Genomic DNA, 16580 nt, shown 5'->3' with positions numbered 1-16580 from the left:
GCGGGGTGGTGGGTGCGGGGCGGGTTGTTCGGGTGGCGGGTGGGTGGCGCGTGGCGGGCTCGTCGCACGGCGCGCGCTTGTTCGAATGGTGCGAGGTTGCCCGCTCGGTGCGAGCCTGGAGCGGCACACGGAACGCGCAACCTCGCACCAGCCGACGGACCGCGCACGGTGCGTCGGCCTGGAGGCCCGGGTCAGCTCGCGGGGGCCGGCTCGGCCCCGGCGCGGGGCTCGGTCTCCTGCAGGAACGCTCGCCACTGCTTCCGCTTGCTGACGGTCCAGAGCAGCATCGCGAGGAAGAACACGGTGAGGAGCGCGTACAGCAGCCCGAACATCGTCGCCCAGTTGAGCAGGAACTGCGCGAACGCGAACGGCGTCCATCCGAGGGCGAGCCAGAACGTCGATGTCGATTGACCGAGCCGACGGCCGGCGAGTGCGACGAGCGCGGTCCGGTGCTGCGGGTCGGCGGGCTGCTGCCCACGAGCCATGCGCTCGATCCGTCGGCGGTCGGCACGGGGAAGCCCGAACGTCGGGTCAGAGATCGCGCTCTGGAACTGCCCACCGCCTCGGACGATTGCGGTGACCCAGCAGACCGGGCCAACGATCATGAGCGGGACGATGACGAAGAACACCCAGTCCGGCAGGCCACTTCCGGTCGAGGGCAGCTCGAAGCGCGGCAGGTGTTCGGCGCTCAGCCACCCGGCTGCAACCGCGGCGACGACGGCCAGCACGATCCAGATGACCCGCCGGACCATCGAACGGCGGACACGCGGTCCGACTGGCGCCCCCGCGAGACGGTCCTCCACCTGCTGCCAGGTCTCCCCGGAGACCGTGGCTCCGGGGAACTCATGCGAGGCCGGCGTGGACACGATCAGCTCGCGGGAGCGGTGTCGCCCTCGCCCGCGGCTTCCTTCGCGCGCTTCAGGCGGGCCTGCGCCTCCCAGTACTCGATCTCGCGCTCGAGCTCGGCGAGCTCCTGCTCGGTACCGGTGACGCGCTTGGCGCCGTGGGCACTGCGGGCGTCGCCGAGGGTCGCGTACCGGTCCTCGTGGCGGGTCGGCTCGATGTAGCGACCGTGGTTCCGTTCGCCCGGAGCCCAGTCGTGGCCGATGGCGAACCAGACGATGCTGCCGACGACGGGGACCAGGATCACGAGGATCACCCACGCGATCTTCGGCAGGCCGCGGATCTGGTCATCCGTCTTCGTCAGGATGTCGATCAGGGCGAAGACCAGCAGGATGACGGTGATCCCGGGCAGCAAGACGCTCATGTTCGCGATTCTATGGATCCGCTTGGAGTCTCACCATGCCCCGAACGAGCGTCCCGGTTGCGAAGGTGCACAGGGTGGTGGCCGGTCACAGCGCCGCGACCCACTCGTCCGTCCCGTCGGTGAACCGCTGGTGCTTCCAGATCGGCACGCGCTCCTTCACGAGGTCGACCAGCGCACCGCACGCGGCGAACGCCTGCGCCCGGTGCGACGACGACACCGCTGCGGCGAGCGCGACGTCCCCGATGCCGAGCGCCCCGACCCGGTGCAGCACGGCGATCCGGACGTCGGGGTGGTCCTCGGCGATGGTCCGGGCGACCTCGGTGATGACGTCGCCGGCACTGGGGTGCTGCTCGTAGTCGAGCGCGATGACGCCCTTGCCACCGTCGTGGTCTCGGACGATGCCGGCGAAGGTCACCACGGCGCCGTCCTGTTCGGTGGCCACCACGGCTGCGACTTCGTCAACGCTGATGTCGCGGTCGACGACGTCGGCGAGCACGACCCGTGCGGCGGTCTCAGTGCTGCTCACGAGGCGCTCCGCGGGGCGTGGCCCTCACCGTGCACCTGTGCGACCACGTGGTCGAGTACTCCGTCGAGCACGGCGAGCCCGTCGGACACCCCGCCGCGCGACCCGGGCAGGGTGACGAGCAGGCAACCGGCGTTCGTGACCCCGGCGACGCCGCGGGTGAGCAGGGCGGTGGGGCCGGCGCCCGCGAGTCCGCGTCGACGGATCTCCTCGGTGATGCCGGGCAGTTCGAGGTCGATCAGCCCCGCCACTGCCTCGGGGGTCCGGTCGGTCGGGGTGACCCCGGTGCCGCCGGTGGTGATGACGACCCGGGCGTCGGCCAGGAGTTCCGCGGTGACGGTCTCGGTGATCGCGCCGCCGTCGGGGACGATGATCGGGTCGCTCGTGGTGAACCCGTGGTCGCGCAGCCAGTCGGCGATGACGGGTCCGGTGCGGTCGAGTGCGGGGTCGGCGGCAGCCTGCGTGGACACCACGACGACGGCGGCCCGGCCCCTGGTCGGCTCGGCGGTCATCGGTTGCTCCAGTCCCCGGAGCGTCCGCCGTGCTTCTCGAGCACGCGGACGTCCGTGATCACGGCCGCTCGGTCGACGGCCTTCACCATGTCGTACACCGTCAGGGCGGCGACGCTCGCCCCGGTCAGGGCTTCCATCTCGACGCCGGTGCGCGAGGTCGTGCGGACCGACACCTCGATCAGCACGCGGTCGTCGGTGCCGGTGATGTCGACCTGCACGCCGGCGATCGGCAGCGGGTGGCACAGCGGGATCAGGTCGGAGGTCTTCTTCACCGCCATGATCGCGGCGATGCGGGCGGTGCCGACGACCTCGCCCTTGGGCAGTGAGCCGTCGAGGATGCGTGCGACGACGTCGGGACGGGTGACGACGGTGGCGGTGGCGGTGGCCGACCGGTCGGTGACGTCCTTCGCGGAGACGTCGACCATGTGCGCGCTGCCGTCGGCGCGGACGTGCGACAACTCGTCGGTCGGCGTCGGTTCGGACCGCACCTGGTCAGCGGCGGACGGGTCGGTCATCGGAGGCTCCAGACGGTCAGGGGGTCGCCGGGTTCGACGGTGTCGACCCCCACGGGGACGTGCACCAGATGGGTGGCGGCGGCGTAGTGGACGAGCAGGTGCGAACTCGGCCCACCGACGAAGTGCACGGCACCGTCCTGCACCCGGCCGCGACGGACCTGGTGCTTGCCGACGGGTGAGCCGGCAGCGGACGCCGCCGGCAGGACCTGCGTGGGGCGGTCCGGCGTGAGTCCGACGGCGGCGGCGAGCAGGGGGCGCAGGAACACCTCGAACGAGACGAGCGCCGACACCGGGTTGCCGGGGAAGGACACGACCGGTACGGCGCGACCGTCCCCGAACACGACGCTGCCGAACGCCTGCGGCCCACCGGGTTGCATCGCGACCGGCGTCACCGCGAGTCCGCGGGGTTCGAGCGCCTGTCGCACGACCTCGTACGCCCCGGCGCTGATGCCCCCGGTCGTCAGCACGATGTCGGCCCAGTCCCCCACCGCCGCATCGAGCGCCCGGTCGAAGGCAGCGACGTCGTCGGGCACCCGGACGGCCCGCGAGTCCGCACCGACCTGGGCAAGGGCTGCCCGCAGCGCGATGCCGTTCGCGTCACCGATGGTCGCCGCGTCCGTGTCGGCGCCCTGTAGCTCGGACCCGGTCGACACGACGAGGACCCGCAGTGGTCGGCGCACCGACACGGTCGTCACCCCCGCAGCAGCCAGGGCCCCGAGCAGCGCCGGCGTGACCGGGGAACCGGCCGGAGCGAGCTCAGCACCGGTGGGCAGGTCGCTGCCGGTCACCCGCACGAAGGTGCCGGCGGTCAGGTCGGCGGGCACCGTCACCCGGGGCAGCTCGAGCGCCGCCGGGAACGCACCGGGCTCGGTCGCCTCGACCGGGAACACCGCGTCGGCACCGGTCGGGATCCGCGCACCGGTCATGATCGGCGCGGCCGTGCCGGGTTCGAGCGGTTCGGGCACCACGCCGGCCGGGATCGGGGCGACGACCCGGACGGCCTGCCCCGCGTCCGCGGCCCGCACGGCGAACCCGTCCATCTGACTGTTGTCGAACGGCGGTAGCGGAACGGGCGACATAACGGCCGCCGCGAGCACGCGGTGAGCAAACCCGGCACCGGCACCGGCGAGTTCGCCGATCGGCAGTTCTTCTGCTCCGAGGCCCGCCACCACCGGCGCGAGCAACGCCGCCAGGTCGTCGCGGTGCTGACCGATCGTTCGCACAGGTGCCTCCGAACAGGGGGTTGGTGGCGCCGCTCCCGGTTCGCCCGGTGGCGCCGTCAGTAGCGTATCCAGCGCGCAGCCCGCGCCGACGACCAACCGGAGGACCTGTGGAGAACGACGAAGCCGTGACGATCGGTGTGATCGGAGGCTCCGGCCTCTACCAGCTGTTCGAGGAGGGCACCGCCGACGAGCTCGACGTCCCGACACCGTTCGGCCCGACGTCGAGCCCGATCAGCATCGGCACGATGGCCGGACGACGGGTCGCGTTCCTGACCCGCCACGGCCGCGAGCACTCCGTCGCCCCACACCGCATCAACCACCGTGCGAACGTCTGGGCGCTCCGTTCGCTCGGCGTCCGCGCGATCGTGTCCTCGAGCGCCGTCGGCGGCCTGCACCCCGACTACGCCCCGGGCACCTTCGTCGTGACGGACCAGCTCATCGACCGCACCTGGGGCCGCGCCGACACGTTCTTCGAGGACGACGTGCAGCACCTGTCCTTCGCCGACCCGTTCGACCCGACGCTCCGCCGCGCGGCGATCGACGCCGTCGCCGGGCTCGACGTGCCGTTCCGTCCGACCGGCACCTGCGTCGTCATCCAGGGTCCCCGGTTCTCCACCCGCGCCGAGTCCGTCTGGCTCCGCCAGGCCGGCGGCCACACCATCAACATGACGATGACGCCCGAGGTCCCCCTGGCCGCCGAACTCGGCATCGCCACGGTGAACCTGTCGTTCGTCACCGACGCCGACGCCGGCCTGGCCCCGACCGAGGACGAGGCCGCAGCTGCCGCCGCATCCGCAGCCGCAGCCAGCGGCCCCGACGTCGACGACGCCGGAGCCGTCGTCACCCACGCGCTCGTCATGGAACGCCTCGCCCGTGCCAACGAGGTCATCGTCCGCGCCATCGGCCAGATCGTCGCCGCGATCCCCGCCGACTTCACCCCGCGCGAACTCGTCCCGACCAGCGCGAGCGCAAGCATCATGCAGGCCCAGCCGACCACGGGTGTCACCGCCACGAAGGCCCAGTCCGCCGCCACCGCCACCACGGGCGCCACCGCATGAGCCGCCTCCTCGTCACCGGCGGCGCCGGCTTCATCGGCTCCGCGATCGTCCGCCGCGCCCTGGCCGACGGCCACGAGGTCCGCGTCCTCGACTCCCTGCGCGACGACGTGCACGGCGACCCCGCCGAGGTCATCCGCGCCCACCAGCAGCAGGGCATCGCGTTCGTGCACGGCGACGTCCGCGACCGGGTCGCCCTCGACGCCGCCCTCGACGGCATCGACGTCGTGTGCCACCAGGCGGCCAAGGTCGGCCTCGGCGTGGACTTCCAGGACGCCCCCGACTACGTCTCGTCGAACGACGCCGGCACCGCCCACGTCCTCGCCGGCATGGACCGGCACGACATCGGTCGGCTCGTCGTCGCCAGTTCGATGGTCGTCTACGGCGAGGGCGCGTACACCACCGCCTCCGGCGAGCCCACCCGTCCGCCGGCCCGCCGCCGCGAGGACCTCGACGCCGGCCGCTTCGACCCGATCGGCCCCGACGGTCGGCCCCTGCTGCCCGGCCTGATCGACGAGTCCGCAGCGCTCGACCCCCGCAACGTGTACGCGCAGACGAAGGTCGCGCAGGAGCACCTCGCCTCGAGCTGGGCCCGAGCCACGGGGGGCCGCGCGATCGCGCTCCGCTACCACAACGTCTACGGACCGGGCATGCCTGCGAACACCCCCTACGCCGGTGTCGCGTCCCTGTTCCGCTCGGCACTGGCCCGCGGTGAGGCACCCCGCGTCTTCGAGGACGGCGCCCAGCGACGCGACTTCGTGCACGTCGACGACGTCGCCGGCGCGAACGCTGCCTCCATCGCGGCGACCGCCGACCTGCCGTCGGACACGTTCCGCGCGTACAACGTCGGCTCCGGCACCGTGCACACCATCGGCGACATGGCCGCCGCGATCGCCGGACCCGACGGCCCGCAGCCGGTCGTCACCGGCGAGTACCGCCTGGGCGACGTCCGCCACGTCACCGCGAGTTCGGCACGCATCGCCGCCGAGCTCGGCTGGCACGCCGAGGTCGACTTCGAGGCCGGCATGCGGGACTTCGCTACGGCTCCACTCCGCAGCGCCGTCCGCTAGCCGGAACGCGTGCGCGAGCAGCGCACCGCTGGCCGTGCCTGAGAGCGCGACCAGCCACCGGACGGGAGGCCCGTGACGGCGCCGCCCCGCGCCTCCCGTCCGCAGTGCCCGCCCCCAGGGCCACGCGAGACGCCGTCGTGTCGGCACCACGCCCCCGGGTGCGCGAGACGCCGCCCCATCCGGCGGCGTCTCGACGACACGACGGCGTCTTGCGCAACCACTCGCGGACCCACACGCGCACCCTGTCCCCCGTTCTGGGGACCGGCCGCGAACCGGACACGCTGAACGACCAGGACCCGGCAGTTTCCTGTACCCCGCAGCAGGTCGTCGTGTTGTGTCGAGTGCATGCCAGGACAGACCCGTCGATCCGACCGACCGCACCGAATGACGGACATGACTGTCGACGTGATCCTGCCGTGCCTCGACGAGGCGGACGCCCTGCCGAAGGTCATCGCACGCCTCCCCACGGGCTACCGGGCCATCGTCGTCGACAACGGATCGACCGACGGATCGGCCGACGTCGCCCGCGCCCACGGTGCCCTCGTGGTGACGGAACCCGTCAAGGGCTTCGGTTCGGCCTGCGCCGCCGGGGTCGCCGCGGCGACCGCAGACTTCGTCGCCTTCTGCGACGCCGACGCCTCGATGGACCCCGCCGAGCTCCCACCCCTGGTCGACCGCGTGGCCAGTGGCCGCGTCGACCTGGCTCTCGGCCGCCGCGTCCCGACGGGCCGCGGTGCGTGGGCTCCGCACGCACGCTTCGCGAACCGCGTCCTCGCCGTCCTCATGCACCGCGCGACCGGCTACCGCCTGCGCGACCTCGGCCCGATGCGCGTGATGCGCCGCGAAGACCTCGTCTCCCTCGACCTGCGCGACCGCCGCAGCGGCTACCCGCTCGAGATGGTCCTGGCCGCGCACGCCGCCGGCTGGCGCGTCGACGAATCCGACATCGGGTACGCGCAGCGCATCGGCGACAGCAAGGTCACCGGCACGCTCCGCGGCACGATCAACGCGGTGCGGGACATGTCCCGTCTGCTCCGTGCGTACCGCCGGGAGGCCCGTGTCCGGGTCGTCGCGCCGGGACCGCTCCGCCAGGCGGCCGAGTCCACCCCCGTGGTCGAGGAGGCCCGCTCGTGACCGCCACCAACGCCAGCGACGCTTCGCGCACCGACGTCACCGTCGCGGTCGTGGCGAAGGAGTGCCTGCCCGGCAAGGTGAAGACCCGGCTGACGCCGGCGCTCTCCCCCGAGGGCGCAGCACGCGTCGCGTCCGCGAGCCTCGCCGACACCCTGGCGACCGTCCGCGCACTGCCCGCGGCACGCCGGGTCCTGTTCTTCGACGGCGACGTCGTGCCCGCCGCGGCCGACGGGTTCGAGGTGCTGCACCAGCCCGGTGGCGGCCTGGACGAGCGCCTCGGGTTCCTGTTCGACGCCGTCGACGGTCCGCTGCTGCTCGTCGGCATGGACACCCCGCAGGTGTCCACCGCGGACCTCGCCCCGGTGTTCGACGACGCCGCCCGCGATGCCTGGTTCGGCCCGGCCGAGGACGGCGGCTTCTGGTCGCTGTACCTCCGACAGCCCACCGGCGACCTGCTGCGCGGCGTCCCCATGTCGCGCGACGACACCGGAGCCGTGCAGCTCGCACGCCTGACCGACGCCCGACTCGACGTGGGCGTGCTCGGCGAATTGCTCGACGTCGACACCATGCCGGACGCCGAGCGGGTCGCCGACCTCGCACCCGATTCCGACTTCACCCGGGCACTCCGTGCCGAGACCGTGGGGAGCACCCGATGACCATGCACGCACCCGTCTCGTTCGGTGCCGGCGGCGGCGAGCCGTACGCCCGTGCGCTCCGCACCGACGGCCACCTGCGCCTGACCGACGCCGACCGTCCCGACGCCGTCACCACGATGGACGTCGGCCGCTGGAGCGCCGCCGCCGACCGTGTCGACCGCTCGCTGCTCGACGACGTCGACGGCGGGGTCATCGACATCGGCTGCGGCCCGGGTCGGATGCTCGTCGCCGCACGGTCCCGGGGCATCCCGGCGCTCGGCGTGGACGTCTCCGCCGAGGCCGTCGCCATCGCGCAGCGCTCCGGCGGCACGGCTCTGCAGGGTTCCGTGTTCGACGCCGTGCCCGACGAGGGCCACTGGGACACCGCGCTCGTGATCGACGGCAACATCGGCATCGGCGGCGACCCCACGGCCCTGCTCGCCCGTTGCCGCGAGATCGTACGAGCCGGTGGCCGGGTCATCGTGGAGACGAACCCCGAGGTCACGGCCGACCGCGTGTACACGGCCCGGGTGGTCGACGCCGACGGCAACGAGAGCGCTGGGTTCCCCTGGGCCGAGGTCGGCCTCGACGCCCTGCACCGGCACGCGGCGGAAGCCGGACTGGTCGCGCGGCAGAGCTGGACGGCCGAGGGCCGGAACTTCTGCGAGCTGCTCGCCTGAGCCTCCGACACGCGCTTGTTTTGCATCATGCAAGACAAGCGCGTACATTGGTGCTCATCCAGCCGACGGCGTCGCGGTCGCCGGCTCGGTGACCTGCGGACCTCGGCACGACGACGAGGAGCACCCATGCAGAACCGTCAGAACCCCCTGGGCGGCGCCTACGTGACCGGCCTCGAGACCCGCGCCGAGCTCGGCGCCTTCACCGGCGACGCGACCCGCAGCCCGATCGGCAGCTACACCGGCACCGGCACCGGCCGCGCGCTCGGCCGCTTCGTCGACACGCAGTTCCGCCGTCCTGGCACCGCGACGTCCTCGACGCGCACCGTGACCGGCTCGTTCCGCACGGCGACGGGTTCGTTCCGCCCCGCCTGATGCACCTGCCTCCACAGACCGCGAGCGGTCGTCCACCCCGGGGGTCCCCCCTCAACCCGGGTGGGGCGGCCGCTCGCTCGCGTTCCCCCGACCTCCGGTGCACTTCCCCCGAACGCGCCAGGGCGGCCGATGCCAGGATGGACGCATGAACGACCGCGCCGGCACCCCAGCGACCGCAGACGACCTCGTCGACCTCGACGAGCTCCTCGCCGCCTACCACGACCGAGTGCCCGACGTCTCGGTCCCCGAGCAGAAGGTCGTGTTCGGCACGTCCGGACACCGCGGGTCGTCGCTCGACACCGCCTTCAACGACACCCACATCGCCGCCATCACGCAGGCGATCGTGGAGTACCGCCGCGACCAGGGCACCGATGGGCCGCTCTTCATCGGCCGCGACACCCACGCCCTCTCGGCCCCCGCCGAGCAGACCGCGCTGCAGGTCCTCGCCGCCAACGGCGTCCGCGTGCTCGCCGACAGCGAGGACGGCTTCGTGCCGACGCCCGCGCTGAGCCACGCGATCATCCGTTACAACCGCGCCGGCAATCCGGACACGGCCGACGGCATCGTCATCACGCCGAGCCACAACCCGCCCCGCGACGGCGGCTTCAAGTACAACCCGCCGCACGGTGGTCCCGCCGACAGCGACGCCACGAGCTGGATCGCGAACCGGGCGAACGCGATCATCGAGGGTGGCAACGCCGAGGTGCAGCGCACCGAGGACGCCGAACCCGAGCGCTACGACTTCCTGAACACGTACGTCGCCGACCTCGAGAACATCATCGACATCGCCGCGATCAAGCGTGCCGGCGTGAAGATCGGCGCCGACCCGCTCGGTGGCGCCTCGCTGCCGTACTGGAACGCCATCCGCGACCACTACGGCCTCGACCTGACCGTCGTGAACCCCGAGGTCGACCCCACGTGGGCGTTCATGACGCTCGACTGGGACGGCAAGATCCGGATGGACCCGTCGAGCCCCTCGGCGATGGCCTCGGTACTCGCCCGCAAGGACGACTTCGACGTGCTCACCGGCAACGACGCCGACTCCGACCGGCACGGCATCGTCACGCCTGACGGCGGGCTGATGAACCCGAACCACTACCTCGCGGTCGCGATCGAGTACCTCTACGCGCACCGGCCCGAGTGGCGCGACGACGCCGCGATCGGCAAGACGCTGGTGTCGTCGAGCATCATCGACCGCGTCGCCGAGTCCCTGGGCCGTCGCCTGTGGGAGGTCCCGGTCGGCTTCAAGTGGTTCGTCCCCGGCCTGATCGACGGTTCCGTGGCATTCGGCGGCGAAGAGTCCGCGGGTGCGTCGTTCCTGCGCACCGACGGCACCGCGTGGACCACAGACAAGGACGGCATCATCCTGGCGCTCCTGGCGTCCGAGATCGTCGCCGTCACCGGCAAGACCCCCTCGCAGCTCTACGCCGAGCTGACCGAGCGCTTCGGCGCGCCGGTCTACCAGCGCGTCGACGCCGCGGCCTCGAAGGAGCAGAAGGCGCGCCTCGGCAAGCTCGACGGCGACGCCATCACCGCGGACACCCTGGCCGGCGACCCGATCACCGCGAAGCTGTCGAAGGCCCCGGGCAACGACGCAGCCGTCGGCGGCGTGAAGGTCGTCACCGACAAGGCGTGGTTCGCCGCGCGGCCGTCGGGCACCGAGGACGTCTACAAGATCTACGCCGAGAGCTTCGTCGGGCAGGAGCACCTCGAGCAGGTGCAGCGCGAGGCCAAGGAGATCGTCGACGCAGCACTGGGCGCGTAGCGCCCTCGTCGGACGGGCTGCGGGACTCGGACACCGCAGCCCGTCCGACGGAGCCGAGCCGGGCCTCCAGGCCGTGTGCCGCCGGGGCGCACCGGCGTACCGTGACTGCCGATCCACTCAGGAAGCCGTCTCGGTGCGACCGAGCACTTGCGGCAGTTGTAACTTTGCAGGCAGCGCAAAAATCGTTCTGCCAGCGCATCGGTACCCCGGGAGACCCTGCTCATGACCCAGACGGCGACCGCACCCGCGGCCCCCACCACGGCGTCCAACGTCGTGATGAACCACCGACAGATCCTGTTGGTGATCTACGGCCTGATGGCCGGCATGTTCCTCGGTGCCCTCGACCAGACGATCGTCGGCACCGCGATCCGCACCATCGGTGACGACCTGCACGGGCTCGACCAGCAGGCCTGGGTCACCACCGGGTACCTCATCGCGTCGACGGTGACGACCCCGATCTACGGCAAGCTCTCCGACATCTTCGGTCGCCGGCCGCTCTTCATCACCGCGATCGGCATCTTCATCGTCGGTTCGTTCGCGGCGTCGTTCTCCACCTCGATGCTCATGCTCGCCGGGTTCCGCGCGCTGCAGGGCCTGGGTGCCGGTGGTCTGATGTCCCTGCCGCTGGCGATCATGGGCGACATGCTCGCCCCACGCGAGCGGGCGAAGTACCAGGGCTACTTCCTGGCGGTCTTCGGCATCTCGTCCGTCATCGGCCCGCTCGTCGGTGGCGTCTTCGCCGGCGCGGACCAGCTGCTGTTCATCGCCGGCTGGCGCTGGGTGTTCCTGATCAACGTGCCGATCGGCATCATCGCCCTGTTCATGGTGCTGACGTTCCTGCACCTGCCGAAGTTCGGCGACCGCGGCAAGCCCCGGATCGACTGGTGGGGCGCGACGCTCGTCATCGTCACGCTCGTGCCACTGCTGCTCATCGCCGAGCAGGGCCGTGAGTGGGGCTGGGACTCCCCCGCCGCCTTCGCCTGCTACGCCATCGGTGCCCTCGGCCTGATCGCGTTCATCATCGTCGAGCGGGCCATGGGCGACGACGCGATCCTGCCGATGAAGCTGTTCGGGTCACGGGTGTTCTCGATGTCCGCGATCCTGTCCGTGCTCGTCGGCTTCGGCATGTTCGGCGCGATGCTGACGATCCCGCTCTACCTGCAGATCGTCAAGGGCGTGACCCCGACCGAGTCCGGGTTCGCCATGCTGCCGATGGTGCTCGGCCTGATGATCTCGTCGATCGCCTCCGGCCAGATCATCTCGAAGACCGGCAACTACCAGGTCTTCCCGATCACCGGAACGGCGTTCACGGCGATCGGCTTCACGGTCCTGACGTTCCTGACCGCCGACCGGCCCCTGTGGTTCCTGATGCTCGGCATGTTCGGCATCGGGCTCGGACTCGGGCAGCTCATGCAGACGCTGACCCTGGCCGCGCAGAACTCGGTCTCGCCGCGGGACATCGGTGTGGCGACGAGCGCGGCGACGTTCTTCCGTCAGATCGGCGGCACGATGGGTACCGCCGTCCTGCTCTCCGTGCTGTTCACCCTGATGCCGACGAACATCAGCGCCGCGATGCAGAACGAGTCCGACCTGAAGAGCGCGCTCAACGCCGCGATGACGCCCTCTGTCGCGAACGCGTCCAAGAACCAGGGCGTGATGGACGAGATCTGGACGAAGATCGTCGACCCGGTGCAGAAGAACGTGCAGGACGGTCTCGACCAGGGCACCGCGCAGGCGAAGCAGGCCGCCGACGCCGCCGTGACCAAGCAGGTGACGGCCGCCGTGCAGCGGCAGGTCGCCGCGGGCACGGTCCCCGCCGCCGCAGCGGACACGATCATCGCCCAGCAGGTCGACGACGCGAAGCCTGCAGCCGAACAGCAGGCGCTCGAGACGGCGGCCACGAAGGCGAACGCCTCGGTCGTCGACGGCAAGTTGCAGATCGACTACTCGGACAAGGCGCAGCGGGAGAACGTCGTCGACCAGGTCGCCCCGACGCTCATCAAGCAGCTCAAGAGCGGCGACTCGGCCGCGAGCTCGTCCACCGACTCGGCGACGAGCGACACGTCGTTCCTGAACGGGGCCGACCCCCGGCTCAGCCGTCCGTTCCTGGTCGGGTTCAGCGACTCGGCCGTCCGCGTCTACTACGTCGGCCTCGCGGTGATCCTGATCGCGTTCGTGCTGACGTGGTTCTTCCGGGTGCCGCCGCTCCGCAAGACCTCGGCGCTGCAGGAGCAGGCGGATGCCGCACGCACCGCCGACGCCGCGGCTGCTGCTCCTGGCGCCGGGCCGGAGCCGACGGTGCCGGGTGCGTCCTCGCGCGACGTGCCGACCTCGCCGGACGTGACGCCGCCGCCCCGGTCCGCTCGGGCGCACGGAGCACCCGGAGCACCGGACGGTGTGGACGACACCCGCGCTCCGCTGCCGAACGCCACGACGCACGGTGCCCACTCGGCGGCTGCGCCGGTCTACGAACCACCGACGACGACCGGTGCCATCCGGACCCGGGCTGCCCACGCGGCTGCGGTCGTGGAGCCGGACGCTCCCGGGGCCGGAGCCGACGCGGCGGAGGCGAGCCGGGCCTCCCGGACGGACGCTGGCGACGCGCACGCGCACGGGCGGCACTCCGCCGAGTAGTCGGCGCGGGCGCTGGCTCGCTGATGCCGAACGACGAGGTCGCTGTCGTACGACAGCGACCTCGTCGCATCTGCGCGTGTGCAACTGTTGCGGCCGCGCGGAGGCGACACCGTCGATGTCGTACGACGTCGACATCGTCGCTCGGGCGTGTGCATGTTCCGACGATCCACGCGTCGAACGACTCGTGGATCGTCGCAGACCCCGCCGCCTCAGACCGCCGGCGCCGCGTCCCCCGCTGCCGACCCCGCCCCGGCCGCAGCCACCTCGAACGACGCCCCCGGCAACCGCTTCCGCATCACGTCGATCGCTGCCGGGTTGTCGTCCACCAGCACGTACCGCCGTCCCAGCGCCTGCGCCACCGCGCCCGTGGTCCCGCTGCCCGCGAAGAAGTCGAGCACCCAGTCCCCCTCGCGTGAGGACGCCTGCACGATCCGCCGCAGCACCCCCTCGGGCTTCTGCGTCGGGTAACCGGTCTTCTCTCGGCCGGTCGGCGAGACGATCGTGTGCCACCAGACGTCGGTGGGCAGCTTGCCGCGCTCGCGCTTCTCGGGTGTGACGAGCCCCGGCGCCATGTACGGCTCGCGGTCGACGGCCTCGGAGTCGAACCAGTACCGCGACGGGTCCTTCACGTAGACCAGGATCGTGTCGTGCTTCGTGGGCCAGCGCGTCTTGGACTTGGCGCCGAAGTCGTAGGCCCACACGATCTCGTTCAGGAACGACTCGCGGCCGAACAGCGCGTCGAGCAGCACCTTGGCGTAGTGCGACTCGCGGTAGTCGAGGTGCAGGTACAGCGTGCCGTCGGTGGCGAGCAGCCGCCAGGCCTCGATGAGTCGGGGTTCGAGGAACGACCAGTAGTCCTCGAACCGGTCGTCGAAGCGCATCAGGTCGCCGCGCACCCGCTCGTAGGTCCGGCCGTGGAACCCCATCACCGGGCCGTCGGCCTTCGGCACGGCGGACGTCGCGTGCCGCCGCTGGTACCGGCCGGTGTTGAACGGCGGGTCCAGGTACACCAGCGTGAAGGAGCCGTCCGGGTACGCGGGGACCACGTCGAGGGCGTCGCCGAGGACGACGCGGTCCGGGCCTCGGTCGTCTCCCCTGCGCACGGACCCATTGTCGCGCACCGAGCAGGCACGCAGCGCACGGAGCCAGCGTGCAGCCCAGAGCGCACGCCCAGGCCCCGGCGTACGGTCGAGTGCATGGCAGCAGCACCCGAGGTCCGCAACGACACCGACAAGCAGCAGTACTCCCTGATCGAGGACGGCGAGGTCATCGGCCTCGCGGCGTACGAGATCGACGGCGACGAGATCCGCTTCGTGCACACCGAGGTCGATCCCGAGCACCGCGGCGGTGGGCACGCGTCGATCCTGGTGCAGCACGCCCTCGACGACGTGCGTGCGAGTTCGTCACGCCGGGTCGTCGCGCAGTGCAGCTACGTGCACGCGTGGATCGAGCGGCACCCGGACTACCAGGAGCTCACGACGCGCTGACGCGGGCGACCCCCAGACGAGCGCGGCGCCCGTCCGCTCAGTACGAGCGGTCGTGCGTCCCCACGCGGGCCTCGTGCCGCCCGGCGCTCCGCACCGTCGGCACCCGGATGAGCACGCTGCCGCTGAGCAGGTCGTGGTCGTCGTCCGCCGGTGACGGCGCCTGTTTCGGCAGGCGCGCCTGCCGCTCGTACTCGGCTTGCGTCTCGTGCCGGGTCGGTGCGAACACCTCGTCCAGCATCCCGCCCATGCCTCCGGATCCGCCGCTGCGCTGGGACTTGTTCGACAGGTCGATCCACCCCATGCGATCGGCGATCCACACCACGACGGCCACGGCGGCCACCGCCCCCAGGAAGATCAACCAGTTCACGGCAGCGACGCTACGGGGGCTGCGCGGCGAGCGGATCAGCCGCGCGGGGGATTCTCATCATCCACACGTCTGGTTCATGAGGTCGAGGCGCACACTCGAAGCAGCGGCGGCCGGGACGTCCCCCCTCAGCTCCGGCCGTCGCGTCCACCGTCGACCGAGCAGGGCTCACGGCACCCGCTCGAGCCACTCCTTCGTCGCGAACTTCGTCCGCACCAGCTCCTGCGCGCGCTCCCGCTCGGCCTCGGTCACGTGCCCCTCGGTCGCCCCGTACAGGCGGGTGAAGGTGCCGATCAGCCGCTCGATGATCTCGGCGCGGGACAGCCCGGTCTGCGAGCGGAGCGGGTCGACGCGCTTCGCAGCACTGGTGGTGCCCTTGTCGCTCATCTTCTCGCGCCCGATGCGCAGCACCTGCACCATCTTCTCGCCGTCCATGTCGTAGCTCATCGTGGCGTGGTGCAGCAGCGACCCGGTGCCGAGGCGCTTCTGGGCGGCTCCGCCGATCTTGCCCTTGGTCGAGGTGATGTCGTTGAGCGGCTGGTAGTAGGCCTCGATGCCGAGCGACTTGAGCGCCTCGATCACCCACTCGTCGAGGAACGCGTACGAGTCGGCGAAGGTCATGCCCTGCACCAGGTCGGACGGCACGTAGAGCGAGTACGAGATCACGGCGCCCGCGTCCATGAACATCGCGCCGCCGCCGGAGATGCGTCGGACCACCTGCACGCCGTACTTCTCGGCGCCGGCGGGGTCGACCTCGTTCTTGAGCGACTGGAACGACCCGATCACGACGGCCGGCTGGTCCCACTCCCAGATGCGCAGCGTGGGCCCACGACGGCCGGCACCGACCTCTTCGGTCAGCACCTGGTCGAGCGCGAGGTGCTCGTTCGGGCTGATCGGCCCCTCGTGCACGATCTGCCAGTCGTGGTCGCGCCAGGTCGAGGCCCGCGACAGCGCGCGGCGCACCGCGACGCCGACGGACTCGGGCGTGAAGCCGAGCAGCACCGCATCGGTCGGCAGGGCCGCCCGCACGGCTGCGGCGATGCCCGCGGCGTCGGTGGTGGCGGGGAGCCCGTTCACGGCCGCGTCGATGAGCGGCAGCGCGTCGTCGGGTTCCAGGAAGAAGTCACCCGCCAGGCGGAACTGCTGGATCGTGCCGTCGACGGCCTCGAGGTCGACGACGACCAGCTTGCCTCCGGGGACCTTGTACTCACCGTGCATGCCGCAACCCTATTCCGGACGGCCGACGGCCCGGCAGTGGGCCGGCCCGGTGACGGCCTGGAGGCGCGTGGCGGCGCCGCCGCGGGCCTCCCGTCCGTCACCAGTCGCGTCGCAGGACGCGGCGAG

The 16580-nt window shown here is 71.8% G+C and carries 18 protein-coding genes; 9 read left to right on the top strand and 9 right to left on the bottom strand.

The annotated features are described in order from the left end of the window. Positions 1 to 191: 191 nt before the first annotated feature. From DEJ09_RS11545 to glp, 6 genes are all read right to left on the bottom strand, one after another. On the bottom strand, positions 192 to 866 hold the full coding sequence (locus DEJ09_RS11545; RefSeq protein ID WP_181433347.1) for a hypothetical protein: 675 nt from the start codon (positions 864 to 866) through the stop codon (positions 192 to 194). A gap of 2 nt (positions 867 to 868) precedes the next feature. Beyond that, positions 869 to 1267 (bottom strand): PLDc N-terminal domain-containing protein, encoded by a 399-nt coding sequence (locus tag DEJ09_RS11540; RefSeq protein WP_042537802.1) that lies wholly within the window; start codon positions 1265 to 1267, stop codon positions 869 to 871. An 85-nt stretch (positions 1268 to 1352) separates the two neighbouring features. After that, positions 1353 to 1793 (bottom strand): molybdenum cofactor biosynthesis protein MoaE, encoded by a 441-nt coding sequence (locus tag DEJ09_RS11535; protein WP_181433346.1) that lies wholly within the window; start codon positions 1791 to 1793, stop codon positions 1353 to 1355. Further along, the gene (locus DEJ09_RS11530) at positions 1790 to 2302 is read right to left on the bottom strand and encodes a molybdenum cofactor biosynthesis protein B (protein WP_071406005.1); all 513 of its coding nucleotides are present in this window, start codon (positions 2300 to 2302) and stop codon (positions 1790 to 1792) included. The genes DEJ09_RS11535 and DEJ09_RS11530 overlap by 4 nt, the downstream gene beginning before the upstream one ends. Next, a complete protein-coding gene (moaC, locus tag DEJ09_RS11525) occupies positions 2299 to 2817 on the bottom strand; it encodes a cyclic pyranopterin monophosphate synthase MoaC (RefSeq protein ID WP_111088725.1) in 519 nt (172 codons plus the stop codon). Before moaC ends, DEJ09_RS11530 begins: the two co-directional genes overlap by 4 nt. Beyond that, positions 2814 to 4040, bottom strand: a complete 1227-nt coding sequence (glp, locus tag DEJ09_RS11520) for a gephyrin-like molybdotransferase Glp (protein ID WP_111088724.1) — start codon at positions 4038 to 4040, stop codon at positions 2814 to 2816. The genes moaC and glp overlap by 4 nt, the downstream gene beginning before the upstream one ends. A gap of 107 nt (positions 4041 to 4147) precedes the next feature. Between glp and DEJ09_RS11515 the strand changes: the two genes are divergently transcribed. The 8 genes from DEJ09_RS11515 to DEJ09_RS11480 all read left to right on the top strand — a co-directional run bounded on the left by DEJ09_RS11515 (position 4148) and on the right by DEJ09_RS11480 (position 13385). Continuing rightward, positions 4148 to 5098: an MTAP family purine nucleoside phosphorylase gene (locus tag DEJ09_RS11515; protein WP_111088723.1), complete on the top strand. Its 951-nt coding sequence runs from the start codon at positions 4148 to 4150 to the stop codon at positions 5096 to 5098. After that, complete coding sequence (locus DEJ09_RS11510; protein ID WP_111088722.1) at positions 5095 to 6165, top strand: NAD(P)-dependent oxidoreductase; 1071 nt, start codon at positions 5095 to 5097, stop codon at positions 6163 to 6165. The genes DEJ09_RS11515 and DEJ09_RS11510 overlap by 4 nt, the downstream gene beginning before the upstream one ends. Positions 6166 to 6549: 384 nt before the next feature. Then, on the top strand, positions 6550 to 7299 hold the full coding sequence (locus tag DEJ09_RS11505) for a glycosyltransferase family 2 protein (RefSeq protein WP_027465082.1): 750 nt from the start codon (positions 6550 to 6552) through the stop codon (positions 7297 to 7299). Next, entirely contained in the window at positions 7296 to 7955 is a 660-nt protein-coding gene (locus DEJ09_RS11500; protein WP_111088721.1) for a DUF2064 domain-containing protein, read from the top strand. Before DEJ09_RS11505 ends, DEJ09_RS11500 begins: the two co-directional genes overlap by 4 nt. Beyond that, positions 7952 to 8614: a bifunctional 2-polyprenyl-6-hydroxyphenol methylase/3-demethylubiquinol 3-O-methyltransferase UbiG gene (locus tag DEJ09_RS11495; protein WP_071406012.1), complete on the top strand. Its 663-nt coding sequence runs from the start codon at positions 7952 to 7954 to the stop codon at positions 8612 to 8614. Before DEJ09_RS11500 ends, DEJ09_RS11495 begins: the two co-directional genes overlap by 4 nt. Positions 8615 to 8740: 126 nt before the next feature. Then, positions 8741 to 8986: a hypothetical protein gene (locus DEJ09_RS11490; RefSeq protein WP_111088720.1), complete on the top strand. Its 246-nt coding sequence runs from the start codon at positions 8741 to 8743 to the stop codon at positions 8984 to 8986. A gap of 145 nt (positions 8987 to 9131) precedes the next feature. After that, on the top strand, positions 9132 to 10751 hold the full coding sequence (gene pgm, locus DEJ09_RS11485; RefSeq protein ID WP_071406014.1) for a phosphoglucomutase (alpha-D-glucose-1,6-bisphosphate-dependent): 1620 nt from the start codon (positions 9132 to 9134) through the stop codon (positions 10749 to 10751). 222 nt (positions 10752 to 10973) lie between these two features. Then, a complete protein-coding gene (locus DEJ09_RS11480) occupies positions 10974 to 13385 on the top strand; it encodes a DHA2 family efflux MFS transporter permease subunit (RefSeq protein WP_111088719.1) in 2412 nt (803 codons plus the stop codon). 209 nt (positions 13386 to 13594) lie between these two features. On the opposite strand, the gene DEJ09_RS11475 is transcribed toward DEJ09_RS11480, so the two are convergent. Then, positions 13595 to 14488 carry a site-specific DNA-methyltransferase gene (locus tag DEJ09_RS11475; RefSeq protein ID WP_111088718.1) on the bottom strand — a complete coding sequence of 298 codons (894 nt, stop codon included), beginning with the start codon at positions 14486 to 14488 and terminating at the stop codon, positions 13595 to 13597. A gap of 93 nt (positions 14489 to 14581) precedes the next feature. On the opposite strand from DEJ09_RS11475, the gene DEJ09_RS11470 reads away from it, so the two are divergent. Beyond that, positions 14582 to 14872: a GNAT family N-acetyltransferase gene (locus tag DEJ09_RS11470; protein ID WP_027465074.1), complete on the top strand. Its 291-nt coding sequence runs from the start codon at positions 14582 to 14584 to the stop codon at positions 14870 to 14872. A gap of 37 nt (positions 14873 to 14909) precedes the next feature. Here the strand turns inward: DEJ09_RS11470 and DEJ09_RS11465 are convergent, their stop codons facing one another. Next, complete coding sequence (locus tag DEJ09_RS11465; RefSeq protein WP_111088717.1) at positions 14910 to 15239, bottom strand: hypothetical protein; 330 nt, start codon at positions 15237 to 15239, stop codon at positions 14910 to 14912. A gap of 165 nt (positions 15240 to 15404) precedes the next feature. Then, positions 15405 to 16454: a biotin/lipoate A/B protein ligase family protein gene (locus DEJ09_RS11460; protein WP_111088716.1), complete on the bottom strand. Its 1050-nt coding sequence runs from the start codon at positions 16452 to 16454 to the stop codon at positions 15405 to 15407. Positions 16455 to 16580: the final 126 nt, after the last annotated feature.

It is taken from the genome of Curtobacterium sp. MCLR17_055, assembly GCF_003234305.1.
GTDB classification, from domain to species: Bacteria; Actinomycetota; Actinomycetes; order Actinomycetales; family Microbacteriaceae; genus Curtobacterium; species Curtobacterium flaccumfaciens.
This window is presented reverse-complemented; position numbering and strand designations above follow the sequence as displayed.

Bases quoted from the DNA above. Each gene is read 5' to 3' on its own strand.
- DEJ09_RS11540 (WP_042537802.1), bottom strand. From the start codon at position 1,267: ATGAGCGTCTTGCTGCCCGGGATCACCGTCATCCTGCTGGTCTTCGCC.
- pgm (WP_071406014.1), top strand. From the start codon at position 9,132: ATGAACGACCGCGCCGGCACCCCAGCGACCGCAGACGACCTCGTCGAC.
- DEJ09_RS11490 (WP_111088720.1), top strand. From the start codon at position 8,741: ATGCAGAACCGTCAGAACCCCCTGGGCGGCGCCTACGTGACCGGCCTC.
- DEJ09_RS11530 (WP_071406005.1), bottom strand. From the start codon at position 2,302: ATGACCGCCGAGCCGACCAGGGGCCGGGCCGCCGTCGTCGTGGTGTCC.
- DEJ09_RS11510 (WP_111088722.1), top strand. From the start codon at position 5,095: ATGAGCCGCCTCCTCGTCACCGGCGGCGCCGGCTTCATCGGCTCCGCG.
- DEJ09_RS11505 (WP_027465082.1), top strand. From the start codon at position 6,550: ATGACGGACATGACTGTCGACGTGATCCTGCCGTGCCTCGACGAGGCG.
- DEJ09_RS11460 (WP_111088716.1), bottom strand. From the start codon at position 16,454: ATGCACGGTGAGTACAAGGTCCCCGGAGGCAAGCTGGTCGTCGTCGAC.
- DEJ09_RS11480 (WP_111088719.1), top strand. From the start codon at position 10,974: ATGACCCAGACGGCGACCGCACCCGCGGCCCCCACCACGGCGTCCAAC.
- DEJ09_RS11470 (WP_027465074.1), top strand. From the start codon at position 14,582: ATGGCAGCAGCACCCGAGGTCCGCAACGACACCGACAAGCAGCAGTAC.
- DEJ09_RS11495 (WP_071406012.1), top strand. From the start codon at position 7,952: ATGACCATGCACGCACCCGTCTCGTTCGGTGCCGGCGGCGGCGAGCCG.
- moaC (WP_111088725.1), bottom strand. From the start codon at position 2,817: ATGACCGACCCGTCCGCCGCTGACCAGGTGCGGTCCGAACCGACGCCG.